Source organism: Streptomyces sp. NPDC002513, assembly GCF_053595355.1.
This window is the reverse complement of sequence record NZ_JBSFXK010000050.1, coordinates 23,827-46,710: the sequence shown is the minus strand read 5'-3', so window position 1 is coordinate 46,710 and position 22,884 is coordinate 23,827. Positions and strand designations below refer to the sequence as shown.

Here is a 22,884-nt window from a genome sequence, read left to right as displayed (position 1 = left end):
CTAACACGTCGAGGGAGCCCGCGCAGCGGCGCGCGGACTCCCTCGACGAGACGTGTGAAAAGGCCGGACGGCCGACGGACCCCGGGACGGGACCCCGCGGCGGCCCGGCGGACCTCAGCCCTGCTTCGCCTGCTTGCGGGTCTTGTCGGTGACCATGACCAGGCCCGCGATGATCAAGAACAGCACGATCGGCGTCGCGACGAACAGCCCCAGCGTTTCGGCCACGCTCAGGCCCTTGCCGGGGTCATCGCCGTCGTCGCGCGTCACCGCGAGCGCGGGGGACGACATGAGCAGCATCATCAGCGTCGTACCGGCGGCCAGGGCGCCGGCGCGCAAGGCGTTCTTCTTGTCCACGGTGCAAAAGTAGCGAACCCCCGAACCGGCCGCGCGCCCGGGGGTCGGCTTGTGCACCGGCAGGCACCGTCTGCCCGTCCATCACCCCCGTGCCCCGTCCTCGGCCCCTGCCCGCCCCGCCGGTCCCAGGTCGCCGTGCGCGCCGGTGCCGGCCCCGCCCCGTGCGGTGCCCCCCTGCCGCACCACGTCCATCAGCGCGTGCAGCCGCGGTGAGGCCGCCAGTTCCTCCAGGGTCATCGGGCGCCCCTCGGCGTCCGCCGTCGGCAGGCGCCAGTTGGGGTACTCGTCCCAGGTGCCCGGCAGGTTCTGCGGACGGCGGTCGCCCACCGCGTCCGGCAGCCAGACCCCGATCAGCCGGGCGGGTGTGCGCAGCAGGAACCGGTAGACGGCCTGGATCTCGAGTTCCTCCGAGGCCGTGGGGCCCCCGCCGCTCGCCCCCGTCAGCAGCCCGAGCCGGGTCAGCAGGGCGAGCCATGCGCGGGCGTCGGCACTCGCCGCGGCGCGTTCCTGGTCCAGCGGGCGGGTCAGCAGACCGAGCCGGTCGCGCAGTTCCACGTGTTCGCCGGTGAGCCGGGCGGCGGTCGGCGGCAGGTCGTGGGTGGTGGCGGTGGCCAGGCAGTCCGCCCGCCAGCGTTCGGGCGGCAGCGGCTGCCCGGTGCCCTCCCAGTCCCGTTCGAACCACAGGACGGAGGTGCCGAGCACCCCGCGCTCGTGCAGCGCCTCCCGCACGCCCGGCTCCACCGTCCCGAGATCCTCCCCGATGACCAGCGCCCCGGCGCGCGCCGCCTCCAGGACCAGGACGGCGAGCATGGCCTCGGCGTCGTAGCGGACGTAGGTCCCCTCCGTGGGCGGCTGTCCCTGCGGCACCCACCACAGCCGGAACAGGCCCATGACATGGTCGATGCGCAGGGCGCCCGCGTGCCGGAGGAGGGCGCGCAGAAGCCGGCGGTAGGGGGCGTACCCGAAGGCGGCGAGACGGTCGGGGCGCCAGGGCGGCAGACCCCAGTCCTGGCCGCGCGGGTTGAAGGCGTCCGGCGGGGCGCCCACCGAGATGCCGGCCGCGAGGTGGTCCTGCTGCGCCCAGGCGTCGGCGCCGCCCGGGTGCACGCCGACGGCGAGGTCGTGGATCAGTCCCACGGCCATCCCGGCGTCGCGCGCGGTGCGCTGGGCGGTGGCGAGCTGGGCGTCGGTCAGCCAGACGAGCCAGGTGTGGAAGTCGACGCGGTCCATCAGCTCGGCGCGGGCGCGGGCGGTCTCCGGTGAGCGCGGATCGCGCAGCCGGGCGGGCCAGGCCTGCCGGTCGGAGCCGTGCACCTCGGCGAGCGCGCACCAGGTGGCGTAGTCCTCCAGCGCCTCGCCCTCCTCGGCGAGGAAGTCGGCGTACGCGGCCCGCCGTCCGGGTCCCAGGGGCACGGCGTGCACGAGTGCGAGGGCCTCGCGCTTGAGGTCCCACACGGCGTCGCGGTCGATCAGCGCGCCCTTGTCGAGGACGGACTCCCGCAGCCGCGCGGCCCGCTCCAGCAGCGCCCGCACCCGGGTCCGGTCCTCGACGTAGGGGAATTCGGGGACGTCCTCGACACGCAGATGCACGGGGTCCGGGTAGCGGCGCGAGGAGGGGCGGTAGGGGGAGGGGTCCGTGGGCGGGCCGGGCACGGCCGCGTGCAACGGGTTGACCTGGACGAATCCGGCGCCGAGTGTCCGGCCCGCCCATGCGGTCAGTTCGGTGAGGTCGCCGAGGTCGCCCATGCCCCAGGAGCGGCGGGAGAGCAGGGAGTAGAGCTGGACGAGCAGTCCGTGGGAGCGGCCGGGCGGTGCGGGCAGCCGGTCGGGCGCGGCGACGAGATGGGCCTCGGCGGTGCGTCCGTCGGGTGTGGTCACCCGCAGGGCGTGGACGCCGGGCGGGAGGTGGCCGGCCGCGTCGCGGCTCTCCCCCTGCTCGGTCTCGATCCTCAGACGGGTGCCCTCCGGGAGTCCGGCGAGGGCGGCGGGCGGGCGTCCGCCCCAGCCGACCACGGTCGGCGGCAGCAGCCGCTCGCACAGTTCGCTCTCGCGGGCGGCGAGGGCGTGGCGTACGGCGTCCGGGGTGCTCGCGTCGACGCCGAGCGCCGCGAGGGCGGCGATGACCGCGGTGTCCGACGCCCGGGCCGTACGGTCCGGGGCGGGCCGGTAGGAGGTGGCGACGCCGTGCAGCGCGGCGAGCCGGGCCAGCGGCGTCCCGTCGCGCGCGGGGTCGGCCGGCGGCATCTAGAACCTCGTGGGGTCCGCACCGGCGGCCGAGGGCTCGCTGGTCAGCGGCGTGGCGTCGGCGAGCGGGGGTTCGCTGGTGAGCGGTTCGGCGTCGGGCAGCGGCGGTTCGCTGGTGAGCGGCGCCTCGGCGGAGGCGACCTCCGCGCTGAGGGCGCACAGCGGGACGCCGGGGTCGTCGCGTTCGACGTCGCGGGGGGACAGAGCCGGAAGCGACGGGTGGACCGGTACGGCCACGGGGGGGCCTCCTTGTCGTCGTACGACGGATGCGGGTGAGAACTGGCTACCCAGCGGACGCGCCCGCAGACGTACGAGGACGGACATCATGCGTTTCGTCACAGACCGTACCCGGTTGTCCGGGGTCCGCGCACGCTCCTCGGGCCGGAATGCCCTCACGCCACTATTCACTCAGTACATGTATCGAGTGCATACTGATCCCCATGAGCACCCGTCACATCCTGCTGGGGCTGCTCGCCGCGGGGCCGAGCCATGGCTACGACCTCAAGCGGCGGCACGACGAGCGGTTCCCGCAGGCGCGGCCGCTGGCGTACGGGCAGGTCTACACGACCCTGCAGCGCCTGGTCCGCGACGGCTTGGCCGAGGTCGAGGGAACCGGTTCCGACGGCGGCCCGGAGCGCACGCTGTACCGCTCCACGGACGCCGGCGCACGCGAACTGGCCCGCTGGGCGGGGGAGATCGCTCCCCCCGCGCCGTTCGTCACGAACGAGATCTTCGCCAAGGTCGTCGTGGCGATCCTCGCCTCGGCGGACCCGGCCGGGTATCTCACGGCGCAACGCGCCGCGCACAAGGCGCGGATGCGGGAGCTGACCGCGGTGAAGACCGCGCCGGGCGCCGACCTCGCGACCGTGCTCTCGGCCGACTACGCCCTCAACCACCTCGACGCCGACCTCCGCTGGATGACCACCACGGCGGCCCGGCTCACCCCCTTGACCGCGGAGGTCGACACCGCATGACCCCACCCCTCCTGACCGGCCGTCAACTGCGCAAGGCGTACGGCTCCACCCCGGCGCTGCGCGGCGCCTCCCTCGAGCTGCACGCGGGCGAGATCCTCGCCGTGACCGGCGCGAGCGGCAGCGGCAAGTCCACGCTGCTGCACTGTCTCGCGGGGATCGTCCGCCCCGACTCGGGCACGGTCGAGTACGCGGGCCGGCGCCTCGACGAGCTTGCGGAGACCCGGCTGAGCGAGCTGCGGCGGACGGAGTTCGGGGTGGTGTTCCAGTTCGGGCAGCTCATCCCCGAGCTGACCGCGGTCGACAACGTGGCGCTGCCGCTGCTGATCGCGGGCACGGCGCGCCGGGAAGCGCGGGAGCGGGCCGGTGCCTGGCTGGAGCGGTTCGGTGTGCTCGGGCAGCAGGATCTGCGGCCCGGCGAGATGAGCGGAGGGCAGGCCCAGTGCGTGGCTCTCGCGCGGGCCCTCGTGACCGGACCGAAGGTGGTCTTCGCGGACGAGCCCACCGGTGCCCTGGACTCGCTGGCCGGGGAGCAGGTGATGACCGCGCTCGCGCACACGGCCCGCACCTCGGACACGGCCGTGCTGCTGATCACGCACGACGCCCAGGTGGCGGCGTACGCGGACCGTGAGGTGACGCTGCGGGACGGCGTCGTGGCGGCCGAGGCCGCGGAGGTGGCGCGATGAGCGGCGAGCTGCGCCTGGCCTGGCTGCTGACCCGCGGTTCCGACCGGCGCGAGGGGTGGCGGGTGCTGCTGACCGCGCTGGGCGCCGGGCTCGCCACGGGGCTGGGGCTGGCCGCCGCCGCGGTGGCCGCGCTGCGGGGGCAGCACCGGATAGCGCTGGCGGACGGACTGCTGAACCAGCCGGGCGAGCGCGCGGGCATCGTCCTCACCCTGCTCCTGCTGCTCGTGCCCGTGCTGGGGTTCCTCGCGCAGTGCGCCCGGATCGGCGCCGTGCACCGTGACCGGCGGCTGGCCCGGCTGCGGCTGGCCGGGGCCGCGCCCGGCCAGGTGCGGCGGATCGCCGCGCTGGAGGCGGGCCTCGCCGCTCTGGCCGGCTCGGCCGCCGCCACGGTCCTGGCCGTACCGCTCCTGCTGCGGCTGTGGCCGCACGCGCCGGCCCTGCTGTGGGTGGCGTGCGCCCTGGTCGCCACGGCCGTGCCGGTACTGGGCGCGCTGGTGAGCGTGGTGGCGCTGCGGCGGGTGGTCGCGGAGCCGCTGGGCCGGGTGCGCCGGGTGCGCCCGCGCGCCGGACGGGGCCCCGGACCGCTCCTCCCGCTCGCGGCCTCGGGTCTCCTGATCGCCGGGATCCTTGTGGCGCCGTCCCCCTTCGGCGGTTTCGACACGGCCCCGCCGCTGGTGCTGTCCGTGGTGATCGGTACGGGGGCGGGCGTCGTCTGGCTGAGCGGTGTCTCCTCCCGGCGCGTCGGCCGGCGGCTCGCGGAGCGGACCGGCGACCCGGCGGTGCTGATCGCGGCCGAACGGCTGCGCGAGGACCCCTGGGCCGCCGCCCGCGCCCACGCGGCCGTCCTGCTGGTGACCATCGTCGGGACCGGCTTCACGGGCGTACGGCAGGTGCTGCTGGACACCCTGCGGCTGCGCGGCGCGCGGTCGCTGGCCATGGACGTCTCCTTCTACACCACCGGCATCGAGCTGACCGGGGCCGCGCTGCTGCTCGCCCTGGTGATCGCGCTCTCCGGTCTGGCCGTGGGCACGGCCGAGTCGCTGGCCACCCGCCGCCGGGGGCTCGCCGCGCAGGCCGCCGCCGGCGTGCCGGCCGCCGTACTGGCCCGGGCGCTGCTCCTGGAGACCGCCCTGCCGCTCGCGCCCTCGGTGGCCCTGGCGGGCCTCGGGGGCATGGGCATCGCCGTCTGGTACGCGCTCCTGGCCGACACGGGCGGCACGTCGGTGCCGCTGCTCCCGCTGCTGGTCCCGTTCGTGGTCTACGCGGCCTGCCTGCTGGCGGCGGCGACGTCCCTGCCCCTGCTGCGCCGCTCCCTCGGCCCGGCCGAGCTGCGGCACGCCTGACACCGCACCGGCCCCCGAAGAGCGCGTCCGGCCCCGGGAGCACCGGGGACTCCCGGGGCCCAAGCGACGGCGTCGGGTGGCCTGCGAGGTGCGGCCGGCCGCCGGTTGTCCGGGGCGAGCGGCGGTGCCGCTCGCCCCGGGAAACGCAGAAGCCCGGACCGTCAGGCGGAAATGCCGTCGATCCGGGCCAAGGCGTCGTCCGCGCCGAACGGCTGCAGATAGGGCAGCCAGCGCGGGTCCCTATGCCCGGTGCCGATGATGCGCCAGGCCAGGCCGGTGGGTGGAGCCGGTTTGTGACGGAGCCGCCAGCCGATCTCGAAGAGATGCCGGTCGGCCTTGACATGGTTGCAGCGGCGACAGGACGCCACCACGTTGTCCCAGACGTGCTGACCACCGCGGCTGCGCGGAATGACGTGGTCGACGCTGGTTGCGACGCCACCGCAGTACATGCACCGGCCGCCGTCGCGGGCGAAGAGCGCACGACGGGTAAGAGGAACGGGCCCCCGGTAGGGAACCCGCACGAATCGCTTCAGCCGGACCACGCTGGGTGCGGGGACAGTAACGGTTGCGCTGTGCATATAGGCGCCGGACTCCTCGAGGCATACGGCCTTGTTCTCGAGGACGAGGACGAGCGCGCGGCGGAGCGGTACGACGCCGAGTGGCTCGTACGACGCGTTGAGGACCAGGACGTGCGGCACGGATGCCTCCTTGTACGCCGGCGGCGCGTGGCTCGCGCCGGAGCGATCTGCAGCCAGTCTCCCCTCATGCCTGGTGGAAGCGCCACCATCTCCCGGTAACGGGCTGGGAGTGTTTTCGACCACACCGGGAGCATCCCCCGTCGTGCGCCCCCTTACTTCCCCGGGTGGGCACCGTTACTTTCCCGGGTGAGCACCGTCTCTCCCCGGCACATGGGCCGAATCCCCACACGATGCACCGTTAGTGTGGTGCTCCTGCCCTTCGGTGACCTTTCCGTGATCTCGCGCACGGGCTCCGGGGGCGGACTGCACAGCATTTGGAGGTCCCTGTCGTGTCCCTGCCCGCCCTATCGGCCATCGGCGCCACGCCGTCCCCGTCCCCCTCGCAGACGACGGCTCCGGCGGTGCCCACGCTCCAGGACGCCCAGGAGAGCGCGACGAACGCCGCGAGCTGGGTCGAGCAGAACTGGTCCACGTGGCTCGCGATCGGCCTCAGGGTCGTGCTGATCCTGGTGATCGCCGCGGTGCTGAGAGTGGTGGTGCGGCGCGCGATCACCAAGCTGATCGAGCGCATGGGCCGTACCGCCGAGGCGGTGGACGGCACGGCGTTCGGCGGTCTACTGGTCAACGTGGAGCGCCGCAGGCAGCGCTCGCAGGCGATCGGCTCGGTGCTGCGCTCGGTGGCGTCGTTCCTCATCCTGGGCACGGCGGCGCTGATGGTCCTGTCGTCCTTCCAGATCAATCTGGCGCCGCTGCTCGCCTCCGCCGGTGTCGCGGGTGTGGCGATCGGTTTCGGCGCGCGCAACCTGGTGACGGACTTCCTGTCCGGCGTGTTCATGATCCTCGAGGACCAGTACGGCGTCGGCGATGTCATCGACGCGGGTGTGGCCTCCGGAGAGGTGATCGAGGTCGGCCTGCGCGTGACGAAGCTGCGCGGCGACAGCGGCGAGATCTGGTACGTCCGCAACGGCGAGGTCAAGCGCGTCGGCAACCTCTCGCAGGGCTGGGCGACGGCCGGGGTGGACGTGACCGTCCGCGCGAGCGAGGACCTGGACCGGGTGAAGTCGACCCTCGGCCAGGCGGCCGAGCGGATGAGCAAGGACGAGCCCTGGAACGAGCTGTTGTGGGGCCCGATCGAGGTGCTCGGTCTGGACAGCGTGCTGCTGGAGTCGATGGTGGTCCGGCTCAGCGCGAAGACGATGCCGGGCAAGGCGCTGTCGGTGGAGCGCGAGCTGCGCTGGCGCGTCAAGCAGGCCTTCGACGAGGCGGACATCCGCATCGTGGGCGGCGACACCGCCCTGGCGGCGGAGGAGACGGCCCCGGCCGACCCGACGGCCGCGATGGCACCCCCGTCGGCGTACGCGAACACCGCCTCGCCCCAGGCGGAGGCGGCGGCTCCGATCCCGCCGGTCCGGCCGCCGGCGAAGTAGACGTAGCGGTCGCAGGAGACGAGGCGGCTCCCGGATGCTCCGGGGGCCGCCTCTTGGCGTTGCGGCGGAGCGGAGTGACCGGGCGGGGCCCGAGTGCCGCGTCACCCCGCCTGCCGCCTGCCGCCTGCCGTCTGCCGTCTGCCGCCGAGGTAACGACTTGGTTGCCACCCGTGGCCGGTATTGACGCCCCCGCGACACCGGGCCTACTTTCCTCTCACCAATTGGAAACTTTCCTAACAGTGATCTTCCGAGGGCCTCCCGGCCATGGACGGGCCCCGTCGACGATCACCCGGTGGACTTCCCGGCGGTCCCGCTGCAAAGCTGGCCCGTTGAAAGGCAGGTGGCGACACACATGGCAGGATCCGCCGGTACGCCGGGCACCCCGCGCGTGCTGCGCGCCATGAACGACCGCGCCGCCCTCGACCTCCTCCTGGAGCACGGTCCGCTCAGCCGCACCCGCATCGGCAAGCTCACCGGCCTGTCGAAACCCACCGCCTCCCAGCTCCTCGCCCGTCTCGAAGCCGCCGGGCTCGTGCTGATGACCGGCACGAGCGAGGGCCGCCCGGGCCCGAACGCCCAGCTCTACGTGGTGAACCCGGCCGCCGCCTACGTCGCCGGCCTCGACGTCACCCCCGAGCGCATCCTCGCCGCCGTCGCCGACGTCACCGGCAGGACGGTCGGCGAGTTCGAGCTGCCGACCCCCGGCCGCCGCCCGGCGCAGCCCGTCGTCCAGCAGGTCACCGACGCCCTCGGCGGCGCCGTGAAGGCCGCCGGGCTCACCGTCTCCGATGTGTACCGGGTCGTCATCGGCACCCCCGGCGCCTTCGACCCCACCACCGGCCGCCTCCGCTACGCCTCCCACCTGCCCGGCTGGCACTCCCCCACACTGCTCGACGAACTCGCCGCCGCCCTTCCGATGCCGGTCGAGTACGAGAACGACGTCAACCTCGTCGCCCTCGCCGAGCAGCGGCTGGGCGCAGCCAGGGGCCACGACGACTTCGTCCTGCTGTGGAACGAGGGCGGTCTCGGCGCCGCCCTCGTGCTCGGCGGACGGCTGCACCGCGGCTGGACGGGCGGCGCCGGCGAGGTCGGCTTCCTGCCGGTGCCCGGCGCGCCCCTGGTCCGCCAGGTGACCCGGGCAGGCAGCGGCGGCTACCAGGAGCTGGCCGGCTCCCAGGCCCTGCCCGGGCTGGCCCGCGAACTGGGCATCGAGGAGGTGCCCTCGGGCCCCTACCCCGAGGTCGCGGCCACCCTCGTCGCCCTGGGCGCCGACCATGCCTCGGGCCCCCACCGGCGCCTGCTTCAGCTGTACGCGACCCGGCTCGCCACGGGTCTGGCCGCGCTCGTCTCCGTCCTCGACCCCGAACTCGTCGTCCTCAGCGGCGCCTCGCTCACCGCGGGGGGCGAGCCGCTGCGGGCCCTGCTCCAGGCCGAACTGGAGGAGCTGGCCGCGTCCCGGCCGCGCCTCGCCGTCGGCGACGTACGCCGCCATCCCGTCCTGCGCGGCGCGCTGGAGAGCGCGCTCGCGACCACCCGCGACGAGGTCTTCGACACCTCGCGCTGAGCACCCTCGCCCCACCCGGACCGGCACCCGCCCCCGGTCGCACCACACCCCCGCCCGCCCCCAGGGAGACTCAGCCATGCCCAAAGTGATCCGAAAGACGGCTTTTGCCCTTACCGCGTCCGTCGCCCTGCTCACCACCGCCTGTACCGGCCAGGCTTCCTCCGGCGCGAACGACGACGCGTCCAAGGAAACCACCCTCAACTTCTGGCACGCCTGGAGCGCGCCCTCCGAGACCAAGGCCGTCAACGCGCTGGTCGCGGGGTTCGAGAAGGCGCACCCCAACATCCACGTCAACGTCGTCGCCAACATGACCGACGACAAGATCAACCAGGCGCTGCGCACCGGCGGCGACCAGGCGCCCGACGTCATCTCCTCCTTCACCACGAACAACGTGGGCAAGTTCTGCTCGTCCGGGGCCCTCGTCGACCTGAACCCCTTCTTCAAGAAGTCGGGCATCGACCCGGAGAAGACCTTCCCGAAGGCGATGAACGAGTACACCCAGTTCGACGGCAACCGCTGCACGGTGCCGCTGCTGGGCGACGCCTACGGGCTCTACTACAACAAGACCGCCTTCAAGAAGGCGGGCATCACCGCCCCGCCCCGGACCTGGTCCGAGTTCGCGGCGGACGCGAAGAAGCTGACGATCCCCGACGGCGACGGCTACCGGCAGCTCGGCTTCATGCCCGACTACCACGGCTGGGAGACCACCACCGAGCACTACTTCGCGCAGTTCTCCCCCACCTACTTCGACTCCAGCGGCAAGTCGAACCTCGCCAAGGACCCGGCCTTCACGGCCGGTTTCACCCTCCAGAAGAAGCTCGTGGACGAACTGGGCGGCTTCCAGAAGCTGGAGAAGTACCGCTCCGAGCTCGGTGACGAATGGGGCCCCAAGCACCCGTTCCACACCGGTCAGGTCGCCATGCAGCTCGACGGTGAGTGGCGCCTGGGCATGGCCCTGGACGCCAAGCCGGACTTCGAGATCGGGGTGGCTCCGCTGCCCGTGCCCGACGACCAGGCCGCCCAGTACGGCAAGGGCTACATCACCGGCACCATCGCCGGCATCGCCGCCGCCGGCAAGAAGCAGAACGCGGCCTGGGAGCTGGTGAAGTACATGACCACGGACACGGACGCGGTGGTCGGCTTCGCCAACGGCATCCACAACGTGCCCTCCACCCTCGCCGCGCTGAAGTCCCCCGCGCTGAAGTACGACCCGCGCTTCAAGACGTTCCTGGACATCGCGGCGAACCCGGACTCGACCACGACCCCCGCGTCGCTCAACGGCGGCCAGTACCTCGTGACCATCCAGCAGTTCGGCTACGACTACGAGAGCGGCAAGGCCAAGGACCTCAAGGCGGGCCTGGCGAGCACGGCCCGGCAGATCGACACGGACATCGCGCAGGCGAAGTGACGATGAGCACCCTCACCCTCGCGTCCAAACGCCGCCGGTCGGCCCTGCGCACGGCCGCCTTCATGTCGCCGTGGCTGATCGGCTTCGCGGTCTTCTTCGCGTATCCGCTGATCTCGACGGTCTACTTCTCCTTCATGCACTACGACGGCTTCCGGCCGCCGGCCTGGAGCGGGACGAAGAACTGGGCGTATGTCTTCGAGAACTACCCCCTGTTCTGGCCGGCGCTGCGCAACACCCTGTGGCTCGTCGTCGTCGCGGTCAGCCTGCGGGTCGTCTTCGGACTCGGCGTGGGCCTGCTCATCACCAAGATCAAGACGGCTACGGGCGTCTTCCGCACCCTCTTCTACCTGCCCTACCTCGCCCCGCCCGTGGCCGCCACGATGGCCTTCGCCTTCCTCCTCAACCCCGGTACCGGACCGGTCAACTCGATCCTCGACACGATCGGCATTCCGGCACCGGGCTGGTTCAACGACCCCGCCTGGTCCAAGCCCGCCCTCACCCTGCTCGCCCTGTGGGGCATCGGCGACCTGATGGTGATCTTCATGGCCGCGCTGCTGGACGTGCCCAGGGAGCAGTACGAGGCGGCCGAGCTGGACGGCGCGTCGGCGTGGCAGCGCTTCCGCTACGTCACCCTGCCGAACATCTCCCCGATCGTGATGTTCGCCGTGGTCACCGGAGTGATCCAGGCCATGCAGTACTACACGCAACCGCTGATCGCGGGGAAGGTCGCCTCGGGTGTCATCCAGGGCGCCGGCACCCAGTTCGAGCCGGGTTATCCCGACAAGTCCACGCTCACCCTGCCCCAGCTCGTCTACAACCTCGGCTTCCAGCGCTTCGACTACGGCTCCGCCTGTGTGGTCGCGCTCGTGCTCTTCGCCCTGTCGATGGCGTTCACCGCGTTCCTGATGCGACGCCGGGGCGGCCTCAATCTGGCAGGTGACTGACCATGACCCAAGTACTCGACACACCGGTGGAGTTGAGAGACGCCGCCGCGCCCGCCGCACGCACCGCCCGCCGCAGGGCGCTGCTGGAGTGGATCGCGGTCCACTCCCTCGGCGTGGCCGCCGCCCTCTTCTTCACGCTGCCCTTCGTGTTCGTGTTCCTGACCTCGCTGATGAGCGACAGCCAGGCGCTCAGCCGCGATCTGATCCCGCACACCTGGGAGTGGGGCAACTACCGGAAGGTCTTCGCCACCCCCGGCTTCCTCACCTGGTGGAAGAACACGCTGATCTACGCGGGGCTCGGCACCGCCCTGACCGTCGTGTCGTCGGTCCCGGTCGCCTACGCCCTCGCCAAGTTCCGCTTCCGCGGCCGTAATCTGTCCCTGATGCTGGTGATCTCGATGATGATGCTGCCGCCGCAGGTGGTCATCATCCCGATGTACCTGTTCTGGGCCAAACAGCTCGATCTGTCCGGCACCCTGTGGCCGCTGATCATCCCGATGGCGTTCGGCGACGCGTTCTCCATCTTCCTGCTGCGCCAGTTCCTGATGACCATCCCGAACGAGTACCTGGACGCGGCGCGGGTCGACGGCTGCGGAGACCTGCGGACCCTGCTGAGGGTGGTCCTGCCCATGGCACGGCCGGGCATCGCCGCCGTCGCGCTCTTCCAGTTCTTCTACGCCTGGAACGACTACTTCGGCCCGCAGATCTACGCGTCGGAGAACCCGGCCGCATGGACGCTCAGTTACGGCCTGGAGTCGTTCAAGGGCGCGCACCACACCGACTGGAACCTCACCATGGCCGCCACCGTGCTGGTCATGGCCCCCGTGATCCTCGTGTTCTTCTTCGCCCAGAAGGCGTTCGTCGAGGGTGTCACGCTCACCGGAGTGAAGGGCTAGAACATTGAAGCTCACCGTGGTCGGCGGAGGGTCGACCTACACACCCGAACTCGTCGACGGATTCGCGCGGCTGAGGGACACCCTCCCCGTCGAGGAGCTGGTCCTCGTCGACCCGGCCGCCGAACGCGTGGAGCTGGTGGGCGGGCTGGCCCGGCGCATCTTCGCCAAGCAGGGGCACCCGGGCCGCGTCGTCACGACGCAGGACCTGGACCGGGCGGTCGAGGGCGCCGACGCCGTGCTGCTCCAACTGCGCGTCGGCGGCCAGGCCGCGCGGGAGCAGGACGAGACCTGGCCGCTGGAGTGCGGCTGCGTCGGCCAGGAGACGACCGGCGCGGGCGGCCTCGCCAAGGCGCTGCGCACGGTGCCGGTGGTCCTCGACATCGCCGAACGCGTCCGCCGTACCAACCCCGGGGCCTGGATCATCGACTTCACCAACCCGGTGGGCATCGTCACCCGCGCCCTCCTCCAGGAGGGCCACCGGGCGGTCGGGCTGTGCAACGTGGCGATCGGCTTCCAGCGGAAGTTCGCCGCCCTGCTCGGCGTCACGCCCGCCGATGTCCACCTCGACCATGTGGGGCTCAACCACCTCACCTGGGAGACAGGTGTGCGTCTCGGCGGCCCCGAGGGCGAGAACGTGCTGCCCAAGCTGCTCGCCGAGCACGGTGACGAGGTCGCCGACGATCTGCGCCTGCCGCGCTCCGTCGTCGACCGTCTCGGCGTGGTCCCGTCGTACTACCTGCGCTACTACTACGCGCACGACGAGGTCGTACGCGAGCTGCGCACCAAGCCGTCCCGGGCCGCGGAGGTCGCCGCCATGGAACGGGAGCTGCTGCGGATGTACGCGGACCCCTCGCTCGAGGAGAAGCCGGCGCTGCTGGCCAAGCGGGGCGGCGCCTACTACTCGGAGGCGGCCGTGGACCTCGCCGCGTCCCTGCTGGCCGGCGGGGGCTCGCCGTACCAGGTGGTGAACGCGTACAACAACGGCACGCTGCCCTTCCTGCCGGACGACGCGGTGATCGAGGTGCAGGCCGCCGTCGGACCGCACGGACCGGCCCCCCTGCCGGTGCCCGAGGTGGACCCGCTGTACGCGGGGCTGATGGCGCACGTGACCGCGTACGAGGAGCTGGCCCTGGAGGCGGCCCTGCGCGGCGGCCGGGACCGCGTCTTCCGGGCGCTGCTCGCCCACCCCCTCATCGGCCAGTACGCCTACGCCGACGCCCTCACCGACCTGCTGATCGCGCACAACCGGGAGCACCTCGCGTGGGCCTGACCGCAAGTGTCCTCGCCCTCGACGCGGGCAACAGCAAGACCGACGTAGCCGTCGTGGCCGCCGACGGCGAGGTGCTCGGCACCGCGCGGGGCGATGGGTTCAGGCCCCCGGCCGTGGGCGTGGAGACGGCCGTGAACACCCTGGCCGACGCCGTGGCCCGGGCCTTCGCCGAGGCCGGTGTCACCTCGGCCGGCCATGTCTCGGCCTGTCTCGCCAACGCCGACCTCCCGGTGGAGGAGGAACAGTTGGCGGCGGCGCTGCGCGCACGGTCGTGGGGCAGGACCGTCGAGGTGCGCAACGACACCTTCGCCATCCTGCGGGCCGGTGTCGCCGAGCCCCGGGGGGTGGCGGTCGTGTGCGGCGCGGGCATCAACTGCGTCGGCATGCGTCCCGACGGGCGCACCGCCCGCTTCCCCGCGATCGGCCGTATCTCCGGCGACTGGGGCGGCGGCTGGGGCCTCGCGGAGGAGGCCCTGTGGTGGGCGGCGCGCGCGGAGGACGGGCGGGGCGGCCCCACGGCCCTGGCCCGCACCCTGCCCGCGCACTTCGGGCTCGGTTCCATGTACGCGCTCATCGAGGCGCTCCATCTGGAGCACATCGCGCACGACCGGCGCCACGAGCTGACGCCGGTGCTGTTCGCCACGGCCGGGGACGGCGATCCGGTGGCCCGCGCGATCGTCGACCGGCTCGCGGAGGAGGTCGTCGCGATGGCCACGGTGGCGCTGACCCGGCTGGACCTGCTCGACGAGGAGGCTCCGGTCCTGCTCGGCGGCAGCATCCTGGCCGCCCGCCATCCCCAACTCGACGACCGGGTCGGGGAACTGCTGGCCGCCCGGGCCCCCAAGGCGGTCCCGCAGGTGGTCACGGCCCGCCCGGTGCTCGGCGCCGTCCTCCTCGGCCTGGACCACGAACAGGCCCCGCAGGAGGCCCACGCGCGCGTGCGGGCGTACTACGGAATCCGGGCGGACGGGGCGGGCGTCTGACCGGCCCAGGGAACCGAACGCCCGCGCGTCGCGTATTCATGAGGGGGTGGTCCGGCCGGCCCCGCGAGCCCGGCGTTCCGTACACACGCTGCGATCCAGAAACAAGATCGCATAAAGAGCTGTGCGGATGCCGGTTCCGACGGCGATACTTGCCGCCGTGCACCTGCGCCCGTTCCCGCGCCCCGGGCGGAGGTGACCGACGGATGACCATGGGGGAGGTCACGTGACACATCCGCAGAAGGTCGGCGCGCCACCGGTGACGCCCTCCGCGCCACCCGTCCCGCCGGCCGCGGCGCCGGCACCCGCCCCGCGGCGCGCGGCCTTCGCCGAGGGCGTCGACCGGCTGCGGGCCGCCGCGACCACCGAGCCCGGCCGGCTGCGCGTCATCGGCGCCGTCCTCGCCGTCCTCGTCGTCGCCTTCGGCGCCGTCACCGCCTGGCAGATGACGGACCGCGCGAACGCCGCCGACGACGTGCTCCACAGCAGCCAGCCGCTGAGCGCCTCGGCCGCCGACATCTACCGCTCCCTCGCGGACGCCAACACCACCGCCTCCAGCGGCTTCCTGACGGGCGGTCAGGAGCCCGCCGCGACCACCAGGCGGTACGAGAGGGACATCGAGACCGCCGCCGCCGGGCTCGTCACGGCGGCGGCCGGCACCGAGCCCGGCTCCCCCGCCACGGACACCATCGCCAAGCTCAACAAGCTGCTCCCGCAGTACAAGGGCCTCATCGAGCGGGCCCGCGCCAACAACCGCCAGGGCTTCCCGGTGGGCGGCGCCTATCTGCGGGCGGCCGACGAGGTGATGCAGCAGCAGATGCTGCCGGCCGCACAGGACCTGTACACCAAGGAGAACCAGCGGCTGCGCTCCGACTACGCGGACGCGACCCCGTACCCCTGGTTCGCCATCGTCCTCGGCGTGCTCGCGCTGGCCGCCCTCGGCTGGGCCCAGCGGCGCCACTACCTGCGCACGAACCGGGTGCTGAACCAGGGCCTGGTCGCCTCCACCGCCGCCGCCGCGATCGTCCTGCTGTGGCTGGTGGCCGGCCACAGCGTGGCCCGCGCCGGGCTCGTCTCCTCCTACGATCACGGGGTGCGCTCGCTGACCGTGCTGCACGACGCGCGCATCGCCTCCCTGAACGCGCGCGGCAACGAGAACCTGACGCTGGTCAGCCGCGGCGCCGAGACGAAGAAGCTCCCGGGCGGGAAGATCGAGGACGCCTACGACTACGCGTTCCAGCAGGACATGAAGACGCTCTCCGCCACCCTCGCCGCGGCCGGGGCCCTCGCCGACGACCCGGCGGGCCGACAGCCCGTGACGGCCGCCACCGGCACGATGAAGGTCTGGCAGCAGCGCCACGCGCAGGCACGGGCCGCCGACGACGACGGCAACTACCAGGCGGCCCTGGACAAGATCATCGGCTCGAGGGCGGACCAGCCGACGGGTGAGTGCTTCGACCTCGTGGATGCGAGCCTGGCGAAGGCGCTGGATCATGAGAAGAGCGAGTTCGAGCAGGCGGCGGGCGACGGCCGGGGCGCGATGACCGGGCTCCCGCTGGGCGCGGCGGTCCTCGCCGTGCTGGGCGCGGCGGGCGCGGTGCTGGGCATCGGGCGCAGGCTTTCGGAGTACCGGTGAGAGGGGGAGCGGCGATGACCGCACGCCGCCTGAGGGCGAGCCTGAAAGGCTGGGGCGGGGTGGGCGCGATGGTCTTCGCCTGCGTCCTCGCTCTGACGTTCGCGCTGTCACTGCCGCTCGCCCGCGTGAGCCGGGACGGCTCCCCGGGCACCGGCGGCCCGGGCCTCGCCGAGGCCACCCAGGCCAAGGCGGACGACTGCGGCGGGCACCCCGAGCGGATGAGCCTGCCGCCGTCCGGTGACGACACGGGCCCCACGGTCCGGGACATCAAGCGGCGCGGCTATCTGTCGGTGGGCGTCGACCAGAACAGCTACCGCTGGGGCTATCGCGACCCCAACACCCGGGGCGGCGACCTGGAAGGGTTCGACATCGACCTCGCCCGCGAGATCGCCCGCCGGATCCTGGGCAGCCCGAACGCCGTCCGCTTCCACGCCATTCCCACCAATCAGCGCATCCCCGCGGTCCAGAGTAGGCAGGTGGACATGGTGGTGCGCACGATGACGATCACCTGTGACCGGCTGGGCGAAGTCCGCTTCTCCGACCCGTACTTCGTCACCGGCCAGCAGGTCCTGGCGCCGAAGGAGTCCGGGATCACCGGCTACGACAAGTCCCTCGCGGGCAAGAGGATCTGCTCCGCGGAGGGCTCCACGGCCGGCACCCGGCTGACCGAGGACAGGAGGTCCGGCCGGCTCCCCGCGTCCGCCGACATCTCCACCATGGTCCCCAGCCAACTGGACTGCCTGGTCAGACTCCAACTGGGCCAGGTCGACGCGGTCGTCACCGACAGCGCGCTGGCCGCGAGCCAGGCGGCCCAGGACCCGACCGTCGAACTCAAGGGGAAGCCCTTCACGACCGAGTACTACGGAGTGGCGATGAACAGAGAGGCCAAGGACCTGGTGCGGCGGGTCAACCAGGTGCTCGTGGGCTACTTCGCGACCGGCTGGCAGGCCTCGTACACCAGATGGCTGTCCCCGACGCTGGGACCCGACTCGGCGGCGTCGCGGCCACCGTCCTCCTGACCGACCCGACCGACCTGGTACCACTGGAGAGTTGACCCGAGCGCACCGGATACCGCGCGGGCACGAGGAGAGCGAGAGGTGATCGATGGGCGTCACGGGACCCACCGGGCCGGTGATGGACCGGGACGAGGTGGACCGTGCGCTGGCGCGGCTCGGCGCGGAGCACGAGGCCATAGAGACCTCGCTCCTCGCATTGCAGGACCACGCGGGCCGCAGACTCCTCGAAGGCGCCGGGCTGACCGGCGTCACCCAGGAGCGCTGGACGTCGGCGGAGGCGTCGATCACCCTGCTCTGGGCGTACTTCGACGCCTACACGGACGCCCTGCGCAGCGCGCGCGACACCCGAGCCCGCCGACGCTGGTCCAGCCGCGAGGACCTGGCGGAGCTGAGCGAGCTGCTGCGCGGCGCGAGCGTCACCGTCCCGGGCAGCGCCACGGCGACGGCTCACGCGCCGACGGTGGCGGGCACCGGCAGGCTGAGCGAGCAGTTCACCCTGGCCCAGCTCGTGGACCGGATGAACGAGCTGTACGCCTCCTCGCTCGACATCGTCGTCGCCGCCGACGCGGTGTGGTCGGCGCTGCCCGCCCGGATCGACCTGCTGGCCGCGGAGTTGCAGCGCACCCGCCGGCTCGCGCACTCCGTCGGGGTGCGCCCCGGCGAGCACCCGGCGGGCGACGACCTGGAGCGGATCACACGCACGCTGACGCGTCTGCGCGAGCAGGTGATCTCCGATCCGCTGGCGTACTGGACTCCCGCGCAGGGCAGCTCGGCCCCCGGCGGCGGCCGGCCGGACACCACGACCTACGACCGCGAGGCGCGCGCCCTGGAGGACGTACGCCGGGAGATCGACGCAGTGCTGACGGTCCGTCAGGACGCCGAGGCGCGGCTGGTCAGGCTGCGGGACGTGCTCAGCCGCGCGGACCGCACGCTCGCCGAGGCGCGCACCGCGCGCGGTGAGGTCCTCGCGAAGATCGCCGCGTCGGAGGTGCCCGTGGTCAGCGGCCCGCCGACCGCGCTGCAGGAGCAGTTGGCGACCGCCGCCGAGTACCGCAGGCACGCCCAGTGGCACCGCCTCTCACCGCTCCTGGAGGCCCTGGAGCAGCGGGCGGAGGACGAACTGCTGCGCGCCCGCGAGTCGTTGACGGCGGTCACCGCGCCCCTCGCGGTCCGCGCCGAGCTGCGCGGCCGGCTCGACGCGTACAAGGCGAAGGTCGCCCGGCACGGGCTCGCGGAGGACCCGTTGCTGATCGAACGCTACGACTCGGCCCGCCGCATGCTGTGGAGCGCGCCCTGCGACCTCCGGGTCGCCGAGCAGGCGGTGCTGCGCTACCAGCAGGCCGCCGCCGAGCTGCTCGGCCAGCGCTCGCCCCGGCAGGGCGAACCGGCGGACCGGAGGGGGGAAGCATGAGCCAGGCAGGACGGACCTGCCAGCGGCCCGGCTGCGAGGGCTCCTACGAGGACGTGGGCGGCGGCGAGCTGTACTGCGACACATGCGGTCTGGCACCGGTCGTCTCGGCGAAGGGGACGGTCGGCGCGCCGGCCACGGGCGTGACCGTGGGCGGCCGGGACTCCCGGAGTCCGGGCAGCGGCGCCTCGCGGCCCGGCTCCCGTACGTCGTCCCGGTCGTCGCGGTCGTCGCAGTCCCGGCGCTCGGTGTCGGGGCGGCTGACGGGCAGCTCCACCGGCCGGTCGGTGTCGGTGCGCAGCTCCGGTTCCACGGGCGCGAGTTCCGGGCGCGGCCGGCTCGGTCTCGGCCTGGTGCAGATCCCGGACGTGCCGCGGCCCGACCCCCGGGCGATGGTGCTGCAGAACCCGGAGGTGCCCGAGCGCAAGCGGTTCTGCTCGCGCTCCGACTGCGGGGCTCCGGTGGGGCGTGCCCGCGGCGACCGGGCAGGGCGCACGGAAGGGTTCTGCACGAAGTGCGGTCACCCGTACTCGTTCGTGCCGAAGCTGCACGCCGGGGACATCGTGCACGGCCAGTACGAGGTCGCGGGCTGCCTCGCGCACGGCGGGCTCGGCTGGATCTACCTGGCGGTGGACCGCGCGGTCTCCGACCGGTGGGTCGTCCTCAAGGGCCTGCTGGACACCGGCGACCAGGACGCGATGGCCGCCGCGATCTCCGAGCGGCGGTTCCTGGCGGAGATCGAGCACGCCAACATCGTGCGCATCTACAACTTCGTGGAGCACCTCGACCAGCGCACCGGCTCGCTCGACGGCTACATCGTCATGGAGTACATCGGCGGCAAGTCGCTGAAGGAGATCGCCAACGAGCGCCGCGCACCGGACGGACGGCGCGATCCGCTGCCGGTGGAGCAGGCGTGCGCCTACGGCATCGAGGCACTGGAGGCGCTCGGCCATCTGCACAGCCGCAACCTCCTGTACTGCGACTTCAAGGTCGACAACGCGATCCAGACCGAGGACCGGTTCAAGCTGATCGACATGGGCGCGGTGCGCAGGATGGACGACGACGAGTCGGCCATCTACGGCACGGTGGGCTACCAGGCGCCCGAGGTCGCGGAGGCCGGCCCCTCGGTGGCGAGCGACCTCTACACGGTCGCGCGGGCGCTCGCGGTGCTCACCTTCGACTTCCCCGGCTACACCACCGTCCACGTGGACGCGCTGCCCGACCCCGGCACCGTCGAGGTCTTCCGCCGGTACGAGTCCTTCTACCGGCTGCTGGTCCGCGCCACCGACCCCGACCCCGCCCGCCGGTTCGCCTCCGCGCAGGAGATGTCGGACCAGCTGACCGGGGTGCTGCGGGAGGTCGTCGCCCTCCGGACGGGCCGGCCCCGGCCCGCCCTGTCGACGCTGTTCGGGCAGGAACTCAAGGTCACGGACACGGAGTTGGTCCCGCGGCTGGACGGGGATGTGTCACGGCTCGGGGCGAGGGTGGTGCCCTCGCGGCGCCGCGGCGGCACGGGCGCCGGGGCCGTGCGCCCGGGGAGCGCGGCCGGGGGTGCGTTCGCGGCCTCGGGGACCGCCGGGGCGCAGGCCGCCGCCGTCGCCTCCCCTCGCGCTGCCGTTCCTTCCGCTTCTCCCGGCCCGGTCGGGAGCCCCGAGGCGGCCGGGGCGAGGGGGGACGCGGGCACGGCCGCCGGCACCCCGGTCGTCGTCAAGGCCGTCGACACCGCCGCCGCCGCGCTCGCCCTGCCGGTGCCGCTGGTCGATCCCGGCGACCCCAACGCCGGTTTCCTGGCCGGCCTCATGGCCGCCGCGCCCGCGGAGCTGATCGCCGCGCTGCACGCCGCGCCCGCGGCCTCCCCGGAGCTGCTCCTGCGTGAGCTGCGGGCCCGCCTGGAGATGGGCCGGACGGACAGCGCCGGGCAGGTGCTCGCGGCCCTGGAGGCGGACCACCCCGACGACTGGCGGGTGATCTGGTACCACGGTGTCACCGCGCTGGCCACCGGCGACCGCGAGGCCGCCGCGCTCTCCTTCGAGGCGGTCTACGACGCCTTCCCCGGCGAGCCCTCCCCCAAGCTGGCCCTCGGTCTGTGCGCGGAGGTCCTCGGCCAGCTCGACAACGCGGCCCACTACTACGGGCTCGTGTGGACCACCGATCCCAGTCATGTCAGCTCGGCGTTCGGCCTGGCCCGCGTCCAGCTCGTCCGCGGCGACCGGCACGGCGCCGTGCACACCCTGGAGTCCGTGCCGGAGGCGTCCATCCACTACACCGCGGCCCGCGTCGCCGCCGTACGGGCCAGGCTGCGGCAGCGGACGAACCAAGGGCCCGACCCGGCTTTCCTGGACGACCTCGTGGCCGCCGCGGCGCAGGTCCAGGCGCTGGAGGCGTACGGCCTGGACGCCGTCCGCCGCGAGGAGTTGTCCACAGAGGTCCTCGGCTGCGCCCTGGACTGGGTACTCTCCGGTAGCCGGGGCTCCACGCCGTCCGCGGCGGACGGCGCGGCGCTCCTCGGCAGTGACCTCGACGAGCGCGGCCTCCGCTTCGGCCTGGAGCGCTCGTACCGAACGCTGGCCAGGCTCGCGCAGGGCGGCGAGGAGAGGATCGACCTGGTGGAACGTGCCAACCGTTACCGCCCCCGGACGTGGGTGTGATCGATGTCCCAGATGCCCCAGCCGACGGCCCTTTCGAGGTGCCCCAGTTGTGAGGAGCCCCTCGAGTCGGGCGACCGCTACTGCGGCGCCTGCGGGTACGACCTGTCGGCGGTACCCGCCCCGCCGTCGGACACCCCGACCCTGACCATGAACGGCTCGGTGCCTCACCCTGCCACGGAGGCCGCCCGGGTGAACTGGCCCGTCGCCCCGCCGGCGGGCGGCCCGGAGACGGCCGCCCCGGTGCACCTGCCGACGGACCTCGCGGGCACCGACTCCGGCGGCTCGCACCTGCCCGCGACGGACCCGGCCCAGGGCGCCTCCCGGGGCGTCCGGCTCGACCGCCCGTCGGAGCCGGACGACTACCCCCTCGCGGCGCCCCAGCCGGTCGATCCGCGCACCGCGGCCCCGGCGGACCTCGCGGCCCCTGCCGCCGAGCCGGCGGTCTGCGTGGCCTGCCGCACGGGCAGCGTGGACGGCGACGGCTACTGCGAGCACTGCGGCCACGCCCAGCCACGCGAACGGGACCATATGGAGCAGGAGTCGGGCCCGGCCGCCGCGGTCAGCGACCGCGGTCTGCGCCACCACCGCAACGAGGACGCGTTCGCGCTCTCCCAGACCGTGCTGCCCGACGGCTCGCCCGCCGTCGTCGCGGTCGTCTGCGACGGCGTGTCCTCGGCGACCCGCCCCGACGACGCCTCCCTCGCCGCCTCCCGGGCGGCGAACGAGGCGCTTCTCGCGTCCCTGCCGTGCGGCACCCACCTCCAGCAGGCCATGCACGACGCCATCGTCGCCGCCTCGCACGCCGTCAACGCGCTGGTCGCGGAGCCGGAGACGGCCCGGGAGCACACCCCGCACCAGAACGCCCCCGCCTGCACCCTCGTCAGCGCCGTGGTCACCGCGGGCCTGCTCGTCGTCGGCTGGGTCGGCGACAGCCGCGCCTACTGGGTCCCGGCGGACCGCACCGCTCCCCCGGCCCGGCTCACCGAGGACGACTCGTGGGCCGCCCAGATGGTCGCCGCGGGCCTGATGAGCGAGGCCCAGGCGTACGCCGACGAACGCGCCCACGCGATCACGGGCTGGCTCGGCGCGGACGCGTACGAACTGGAGCCGCACACCGCGTCCTTCCAGCCGGACCGGCCGGGTGTGGTGGTGGTGTGCACGGACGGCCTGTGGAACTACGCGGAGACCGCCGAGGAGATGGCCGAGGTGGTGCCGGCCGACGCGGAGTTCCGGCCGCTGCACGCCGCCCGGGTGCTGCTGGGCCACGCCCTGGACGGCGGGGGCCACGACAACGTAACAGTGGCGGTGCTCCCGTTCCCTGCCCCGCCGCAGGGGGCAGGATCCGCCTGACGGGTGTCCCGGACACCCCCACGGCCGGCCGGACCGGCCGC

Annotated in this window: 19 protein-coding genes; 15 read left to right on the top strand and 4 right to left on the bottom strand. The window is 73.3% G+C overall.

All coding sequences use genetic code 11. The features are described from left to right. Positions 1-114: 114 nt before the first annotated feature. The 3 genes from ACWD5Q_RS26920 to ACWD5Q_RS26910 all read right to left on the bottom strand — a co-directional run bounded on the left by ACWD5Q_RS26920 (position 115) and on the right by ACWD5Q_RS26910 (position 2,835). Positions 115-354, bottom strand: coding sequence for a hypothetical protein (locus ACWD5Q_RS26920; protein WP_451429626.1), 240 nt, complete (start codon positions 352-354; stop codon positions 115-117). Positions 355-435: 81 nt separating this feature from the next. After that, positions 436-2,598, bottom strand: coding sequence for a 4-alpha-glucanotransferase (malQ, locus tag ACWD5Q_RS26915; protein WP_451429625.1), 2,163 nt, complete (start codon positions 2,596-2,598; stop codon positions 436-438). Continuing rightward, on the bottom strand, positions 2,599-2,835 hold the full coding sequence (locus tag ACWD5Q_RS26910; protein WP_451429624.1) for a hypothetical protein: 237 nt from the start codon (positions 2,833-2,835) through the stop codon (positions 2,599-2,601). Between the two features lie 203 nt (positions 2,836-3,038). Between ACWD5Q_RS26910 and ACWD5Q_RS26905 the strand changes: the two genes are divergently transcribed. Genes ACWD5Q_RS26905 through ACWD5Q_RS26895 form a run of 3 tightly spaced genes read left to right on the top strand, consistent with a single transcriptional unit; the run spans position 3,039 to position 5,598 of the window. Further along, positions 3,039-3,572 carry a PadR family transcriptional regulator gene (locus ACWD5Q_RS26905; RefSeq protein WP_451429623.1) on the top strand — a complete coding sequence of 178 codons (534 nt, stop codon included), beginning with the start codon at positions 3,039-3,041 and terminating at the stop codon, positions 3,570-3,572. After that, positions 3,569-4,255: an ABC transporter ATP-binding protein gene (locus ACWD5Q_RS26900; RefSeq protein ID WP_451429622.1), complete on the top strand. Its 687-nt coding sequence runs from the start codon at positions 3,569-3,571 to the stop codon at positions 4,253-4,255. The genes ACWD5Q_RS26905 and ACWD5Q_RS26900 overlap by 4 nt, the downstream gene beginning before the upstream one ends. Next, complete coding sequence (locus tag ACWD5Q_RS26895) at positions 4,252-5,598, top strand: ABC transporter permease (RefSeq protein ID WP_451429621.1); 1,347 nt, start codon at positions 4,252-4,254, stop codon at positions 5,596-5,598. The genes ACWD5Q_RS26900 and ACWD5Q_RS26895 overlap by 4 nt, the downstream gene beginning before the upstream one ends. 161 nt (positions 5,599-5,759) lie before the next feature. Here ACWD5Q_RS26895 and ACWD5Q_RS26890 read toward each other — a convergent pair whose 3' ends face one another. Further along, positions 5,760-6,296, bottom strand: coding sequence for an HNH endonuclease (locus ACWD5Q_RS26890; RefSeq protein ID WP_451429620.1), 537 nt, complete (start codon positions 6,294-6,296; stop codon positions 5,760-5,762). 329 nt (positions 6,297-6,625) lie between these two features. On the opposite strand from ACWD5Q_RS26890, the gene ACWD5Q_RS26885 reads away from it, so the two are divergent. From ACWD5Q_RS26885 to ACWD5Q_RS26830, 12 genes are all read left to right on the top strand, one after another. Next, entirely contained in the window at positions 6,626-7,723 is a 1,098-nt protein-coding gene (locus ACWD5Q_RS26885; protein WP_451429619.1) for a mechanosensitive ion channel family protein, read from the top strand. Between the two features lie 352 nt (positions 7,724-8,075). Then, entirely contained in the window at positions 8,076-9,287 is a 1,212-nt protein-coding gene (locus tag ACWD5Q_RS26880) for an ROK family transcriptional regulator (RefSeq protein ID WP_451429618.1), read from the top strand. A 76-nt stretch (positions 9,288-9,363) separates the two neighbouring features. Then, positions 9,364-10,695, top strand: a complete 1,332-nt coding sequence (locus tag ACWD5Q_RS26875) for an ABC transporter substrate-binding protein (protein WP_451429617.1) — start codon at positions 9,364-9,366, stop codon at positions 10,693-10,695. Between the two features lie 2 nt (positions 10,696-10,697). Continuing rightward, positions 10,698-11,639: a carbohydrate ABC transporter permease gene (locus ACWD5Q_RS26870; RefSeq protein ID WP_451429616.1), complete on the top strand. Its 942-nt coding sequence runs from the start codon at positions 10,698-10,700 to the stop codon at positions 11,637-11,639. A 2-nt stretch (positions 11,640-11,641) separates the two neighbouring features. Then, positions 11,642-12,535 carry a carbohydrate ABC transporter permease gene (locus ACWD5Q_RS26865; protein ID WP_451429615.1) on the top strand — a complete coding sequence of 298 codons (894 nt, stop codon included), beginning with the start codon at positions 11,642-11,644 and terminating at the stop codon, positions 12,533-12,535. A gap of 4 nt (positions 12,536-12,539) precedes the next feature. Further along, positions 12,540-13,805 carry a 6-phospho-beta-glucosidase gene (locus ACWD5Q_RS26860; protein ID WP_451429614.1) on the top strand — a complete coding sequence of 422 codons (1,266 nt, stop codon included), beginning with the start codon at positions 12,540-12,542 and terminating at the stop codon, positions 13,803-13,805. Continuing rightward, complete coding sequence (locus ACWD5Q_RS26855; RefSeq protein WP_451429613.1) at positions 13,796-14,788, top strand: N-acetylglucosamine kinase; 993 nt, start codon at positions 13,796-13,798, stop codon at positions 14,786-14,788. The genes ACWD5Q_RS26860 and ACWD5Q_RS26855 overlap by 10 nt, the downstream gene beginning before the upstream one ends. Before the next feature lie 223 nt (positions 14,789-15,011). Then, positions 15,012-16,421, top strand: coding sequence for a hypothetical protein (locus ACWD5Q_RS26850; RefSeq protein ID WP_451429612.1), 1,410 nt, complete (start codon positions 15,012-15,014; stop codon positions 16,419-16,421). A 14-nt stretch (positions 16,422-16,435) separates the two neighbouring features. Further along, the gene (locus ACWD5Q_RS26845; protein WP_451429611.1) at positions 16,436-17,440 is read left to right on the top strand and encodes a glutamate ABC transporter substrate-binding protein; all 1,005 of its coding nucleotides are present in this window, start codon (positions 16,436-16,438) and stop codon (positions 17,438-17,440) included. 85 nt (positions 17,441-17,525) lie between these two features. Beyond that, positions 17,526-18,848 (top strand): hypothetical protein, encoded by a 1,323-nt coding sequence (locus ACWD5Q_RS26840; protein ID WP_451429610.1) that lies wholly within the window; start codon positions 17,526-17,528, stop codon positions 18,846-18,848. Then, entirely contained in the window at positions 18,845-21,493 is a 2,649-nt protein-coding gene (locus ACWD5Q_RS26835) for a tetratricopeptide repeat protein (protein ID WP_451429609.1), read from the top strand. Before ACWD5Q_RS26840 ends, ACWD5Q_RS26835 begins: the two co-directional genes overlap by 4 nt. A gap of 3 nt (positions 21,494-21,496) precedes the next feature. Then, positions 21,497-22,843 carry a PP2C family serine/threonine-protein phosphatase gene (locus tag ACWD5Q_RS26830; protein WP_451429608.1) on the top strand — a complete coding sequence of 449 codons (1,347 nt, stop codon included), beginning with the start codon at positions 21,497-21,499 and terminating at the stop codon, positions 22,841-22,843. The last annotated feature ends 41 nt before the right edge of the window (positions 22,844-22,884 follow it).

Bases quoted from the DNA above. Each gene is read 5' to 3' on its own strand.
- ACWD5Q_RS26880 (WP_451429618.1), top strand. From the start codon at position 8,076: ATGGCAGGATCCGCCGGTACGCCGGGCACCCCGCGCGTGCTGCGCGCC.
- ACWD5Q_RS26900 (WP_451429622.1), top strand. From the start codon at position 3,569: ATGACCCCACCCCTCCTGACCGGCCGTCAACTGCGCAAGGCGTACGGC.
- ACWD5Q_RS26870 (WP_451429616.1), top strand. From the start codon at position 10,698: ATGAGCACCCTCACCCTCGCGTCCAAACGCCGCCGGTCGGCCCTGCGC.
- malQ (WP_451429625.1), bottom strand. From the start codon at position 2,598: ATGCCGCCGGCCGACCCCGCGCGCGACGGGACGCCGCTGGCCCGGCTC.
- ACWD5Q_RS26830 (WP_451429608.1), top strand. From the start codon at position 21,497: ATGTCCCAGATGCCCCAGCCGACGGCCCTTTCGAGGTGCCCCAGTTGT.
- ACWD5Q_RS26845 (WP_451429611.1), top strand. From the start codon at position 16,436: ATGACCGCACGCCGCCTGAGGGCGAGCCTGAAAGGCTGGGGCGGGGTG.
- ACWD5Q_RS26895 (WP_451429621.1), top strand. From the start codon at position 4,252: ATGAGCGGCGAGCTGCGCCTGGCCTGGCTGCTGACCCGCGGTTCCGAC.
- ACWD5Q_RS26905 (WP_451429623.1), top strand. From the start codon at position 3,039: ATGAGCACCCGTCACATCCTGCTGGGGCTGCTCGCCGCGGGGCCGAGC.
- ACWD5Q_RS26865 (WP_451429615.1), top strand. From the start codon at position 11,642: ATGACCCAAGTACTCGACACACCGGTGGAGTTGAGAGACGCCGCCGCG.
- ACWD5Q_RS26835 (WP_451429609.1), top strand. From the start codon at position 18,845: ATGAGCCAGGCAGGACGGACCTGCCAGCGGCCCGGCTGCGAGGGCTCC.
- ACWD5Q_RS26875 (WP_451429617.1), top strand. From the start codon at position 9,364: ATGCCCAAAGTGATCCGAAAGACGGCTTTTGCCCTTACCGCGTCCGTC.
- ACWD5Q_RS26840 (WP_451429610.1), top strand. From the start codon at position 17,526: ATGGGCGTCACGGGACCCACCGGGCCGGTGATGGACCGGGACGAGGTG.